The 4,145-nt window shown below is 54.5% G+C and carries 4 protein-coding genes; 1 reads left to right on the top strand and 3 read right to left on the bottom strand.

Annotated elements, in window-relative coordinates:
• Positions 1-461 precede the first annotated feature (461 nt).
• Positions 462-731: a hypothetical protein gene (locus tag M5G17_RS17650; RefSeq protein ID WP_273894204.1), complete on the top strand. Its 270-nt coding sequence runs from the start codon at positions 462-464 to the stop codon at positions 729-731.
• A 309-nt stretch (positions 732-1,040) separates the two neighbouring features.
• Here the strand turns inward: M5G17_RS17650 and M5G17_RS17645 are convergent, their stop codons facing one another.
• The 3 genes from M5G17_RS17645 to M5G17_RS17635 form a co-directional block, all read right to left on the bottom strand.
• Positions 1,041-1,652 (bottom strand): alpha/beta fold hydrolase, encoded by a 612-nt coding sequence (locus M5G17_RS17645; protein ID WP_273894203.1) that lies wholly within the window; start codon positions 1,650-1,652, stop codon positions 1,041-1,043.
• 114 nt (positions 1,653-1,766) lie between these two features.
• Positions 1,767-2,387: a tyrosine-type recombinase/integrase gene (locus M5G17_RS17640; protein WP_273894202.1), complete on the bottom strand. Its 621-nt coding sequence runs from the start codon at positions 2,385-2,387 to the stop codon at positions 1,767-1,769.
• 88 nt (positions 2,388-2,475) lie between these two features.
• On the bottom strand, positions 2,476-3,930 hold the full coding sequence (locus M5G17_RS17635) for a TrkH family potassium uptake protein (protein ID WP_273894201.1): 1,455 nt from the start codon (positions 3,928-3,930) through the stop codon (positions 2,476-2,478).
• Positions 3,931-4,145 lie beyond the last annotated feature (215 nt).

Genomic DNA, 4,145 nt, shown 5'->3' with positions numbered 1-4,145 from the left:
CCTGGGCCAAGAGCGGCCATTGCTTGACCCATTCTGATTCATCAGGCTAGTTGCCCCAGCGGCAAAATACCTTGTGCCTGCGGGGGGGGCGCCTCATGCGCTTATCCGCAGCGAATTGGTGTCGATGGAAAATTATCGAAACGGCGTGTCTCTGGTCGAGGCGCCTGCTATCGGCTGCAAATACGGGAGAACCGTGGCGACTGCGCCGGGAGGGCAGCTGGTTTCCGTTTGTAAGAATGTATCGACGCCGGAGGGCTTTTTTCCGATTGAAGCTGGCAAGCCGCTGTACTTGGTGATGCGAGGGGCGGCCAATGCCAATCTTTGACCAGCAAGATTAGTGGAAAACAGCAAGACATAAAAATGCGCTAAAATCGTTCGCTTCACTCACTGGACGGGTTAAAGTCCGCCCCTTAACCGAACGGCAAATGAAAAATTAAAGTCGGCAACGTGGCCAAAAATAAATGAAATTTAAAGATGGTGATAGAATAAAAGTTAAGCCCCACTTGTGGTGGCCGAATGGCGGAGTTGGAGTGGTTTCGTTACCACCAGATTTTGTAAAAGAAGCCTTGGGTGGCGAGGTGGGGTTCACTAGTGCTCAGCGAACTATTGCCGGTAAAGAAAGAGTTATCACCAGTGCTTGGGTTAATTTTGACGAGCCGGCAATGGATTATAGTGGTGACGGCCCTTACATCGGCGGAGAGGTATCCATAGAACATTTGGAGCCTATATAGTGGAACAATCGCTGGAGGTCGCATTGCATCCGTGCGGCATCCAATGGCCGCAGACATCATTGATCTCGCGCAATATTATTTATGTCGGTCAAGATACGGATAATTAGAACGAAGTATTACCGTAAAGGCTTGGACGTTCGCGTCGGAAATTAATAGAACTCTCCTGGAGGGCCGTTTTTTGCCCTCCCCGAAGGGCTGCTCTGGGTCAATAGCGATCATTCGCGACTGACCTCTCTCGACCCTGAGCGAACACTGGCCGAGATAAAAGCTGAATCAGATGGTCGGGCCATTTACCCTGTTCCAGCGCCGTCACAAGCCAAGGTGCCTGTCGATTAGTTGCGCAACAGATTTAGCATGAGTATGGCCAAGGTCATGGCCGCCCTCGGGGAACACTTCCAGTCTGGCATTCGGTATGAGTTGTGCCAACCGCTGGCCAACAAGGATCGGACTGATCTGGTCCATGCCGCCCCACAACAGCAGTACCGGCAGCTGCAGTTCTTGCAAGCGGGTAGACAGGTCGGTGCGGTCATCCAGGAACCAGCGTGGCAGGTACGGGTTATCTGTTTCGAACGCTGCACGCCAGTCCTTGGCACCCAAAGCGGGGAGGTTCAAGCCGCCCGAAGTGACGGCGAGGACTAGGTGAGTGATCAGCTCGGGGCGCTCAAGCGCGATGTGCACTGCGACAACCCCGCCCATGGATTGCGCCACCAAGGCCATAGGCCTGTCGATCTCTGCGATCGCGAGAGCGGCGAGATGCTCCAGACAGGTTACATTCGGGTCGGCTGGCGTATTGCCAAAGCCGGGCCAGCCCATATGGTGCACGGCAGCAGACGTTTCGAGCGCTTCGGCGACCGGATGCCAGAACTGGGTGTTGCCGGAGGCACCGGGAAGGAAAAGAATCTTTTCGGGGGAAGTAGTCACGGCTCGGTCCTTGAGTCAGGGATAACGCAACCTACGACCATTCGCAGCTATTCGCAAATGATGTCCGCTCAGGGTCGGATAGCGACGATCATACCTCGACCGTCGCTGACACTTTCAGACCTCCGTTTGCTCCGCCATCTCCAATGCGTCATCGACTTCAATTCCCAGGTATCGCACTGTGCTTTCAAGTTTCGTATGGCCGAGCAGTAGCTGAACTGCTCTCAGAATCTTTGTCCTGCGATAGATCAGCGATGCCTTCGTACGTCTCATCGTGTGGGTGCCGTAGATAGCTGGATCAAGGCCGATAGCTTCTATCCACGCTTTGACGATTCGGGCGTACTGCCGAGTAGAGAGATGCATTGAGGCGTGTATCCTGCTGGGAAAAAGGCAGTCCTCGCTATGGAGATGGGCTTGACGTATCCAGGCCTCTAGGGCCAGCCGCGTTTGCTCTGTAATCTCAAACTGCACGGGCCGCTGGGTTTTCTGCTGCATCACAATTGCTCGCGATGACACATGCTCCCGATGAGCAACGTCGCGTACGCGAAGCTTGGTCAGATCGCAGGCTCGTAGCTTGCTGTCGATGGCCAGATCGAAGAGAGCTAAATCACGAGTTTCCTCCGCGATTTGGAGCCTCACCCGAATGGCCCAGATGTCTTTCAGTCGAAGCGGGGCTTTCTGACCGACCAATTTTCCTTTGTTCCAAGGCTGATGGCTGCTGGTCGTACTTGTATTCATGACTTGTCCTCCATGTGAGGGAGGATAAGGATGGTCAGCTCGACCCAGAGGCGCTAACCGACCCATAGCTGCCTTTTACAGTGGGCAACTAATACCTCCAGAATACAGGGGTTACCATCACTAGTACCGTCAGTATTTCCAGTCGTCCCAGGAGCATACCAATGGTCAACAGCCACTTTGCTGCATCAGGTAATGATGAGAAGTTACCGGCTGGCCCGATGATTGTGCCCACGCCTGGCCCAACGTTGCACACAGCAGTGGCGGCACCACTCAGAGCAGTCGTCCAGTCCAGCCCGATCAGCGCCAGTCCTAGCGCAATCAGGGCAATGGTGATGGTGAAGAAAAACGAGAAAGTCAAAAGCGAACGCACGATCTCCTCGTCAATGGGGTGTCCATTGTATTTTTTCTGAATGACCGCGCGTGGATGAATCAGTTGCTTCAAGTTACTGACGAGCAGGACGGCAGCCACTTGGAAGCGGAAGATTTTAAGGCCGCCAGCCGTCGAGCCTGAGCACCCTCCGACAAAGGTCAGATAGAAGAACAACAGAACGGCAAAACTACCCCACAGCGTGTAGTCACCGACCGCAATTCCGGTGGTCGTCACGACGGAAGTCACGTTGACCGCCACGATCCGAACGGCGTCCCACCAGTCGTATTCGCTGTGAAAGCATAACCACGTACCCACAGCCAGCGAAGTGACAGTCAAGAACCCAAGAAACCCGCGTACTTGGTGATCCATCAGTAACGCACGCCGATTACCGCGCAATGTCGCGACGTATAAGGTGAAGGGCAGGCTACCCAAGATCATGACGACCACTGCAACCCAATGAATCGCAGGCTGCGTCCAATGCCCGAGTGAGGCATCCGACGTTGAGAATCCACCCGTAGAAGTCAACGACATTGCGTGGTTGATCGCTTCGAACGGTGTCATTCCAACGAACCAGAGTGCTAGTGCTCCAGCGCCCGTGAGCCCCAGGTAGAGTGCAAGGATGTATTTGGCTGCCACATGGGATCGCGGCGTAACTTTCTCCGACCAGTCAGAAGACTCTGTCTGGAACAGGCGCATGCCACCGACTCGCAACATCGGAAGGATAGCGACAGCCATGCCGATGAAGCCTATGCCTCCCAACCAGTGCAGCATGGAGCGCCAGATCAGCAAGCCGGGAGATGCGGTATCCAAGCCAGTGAGGACAGTCGAGCCTGTCGTAGTGATCCCTGACATCGTTTCAAAAAACGCGTCGGTGTAACTGATGTGGCGGATGAACACCATCGGGAGGGCTGCGAAGGTGCAAACCACAACCCAGCTCGCCGTTGTCAAGAAATACATATCCCTTGGGCGCAGCTGTGATGCGTCCGGACGCGTGCGCCCAATAAGCGCTAGCCCACAGACCAATGTAATTAGGCTCGACCACAGAAAGGCGCCGAGTTCATCGACTCGCTCGTACACTACCAACGTAACCATGGGAATAGCCATGCTTACTGCCAGAGTGATCAGGAAAACTCCTAAGATGAAGCCGACAAGCCGCATTGCTGCGAAAGACATACGGTTAGCCTACGAAATTAACGCCGTACAGTATCCTATGCTCAGCTTCGATCTTGCGTAAATTATGCGTAAAAACAGGCATAAGTACCCGCTTCGCAGGAGCATGGGCAAGACCTTCAGCCCGGGAGTTGCGTGGCCGCCTAGTGCGCGCCAAAGACTATTATCCAACTCGCCCTCTAATTATTGGGCGCATCAAATGGCCGCTCTTGGCCCAG

The organism is Pseudomonas rubra (assembly GCF_028656935.1).
GTDB lineage: Bacteria > Pseudomonadota > Gammaproteobacteria > Pseudomonadales > Pseudomonadaceae > Aquipseudomonas > Aquipseudomonas rubra.
Note: the sequence above shows the minus strand (reverse complement) of the source record. Positions and strands in the feature narration are given on the sequence as shown.

Excerpts from the sequence above, each read along its gene's own strand:
- M5G17_RS17635 (WP_273894201.1), bottom strand. The coding sequence starts at position 3,930 with ATGTCTTTCGCAGCAATGCGGCTTGTCGGCTTCATCTTAGGAGTTTTC.
- M5G17_RS17640 (WP_273894202.1), bottom strand. The coding sequence starts at position 2,387 with ATGAATACAAGTACGACCAGCAGCCATCAGCCTTGGAACAAAGGAAAA.
- M5G17_RS17650 (WP_273894204.1), top strand. The coding sequence starts at position 462 with ATGAAATTTAAAGATGGTGATAGAATAAAAGTTAAGCCCCACTTGTGG.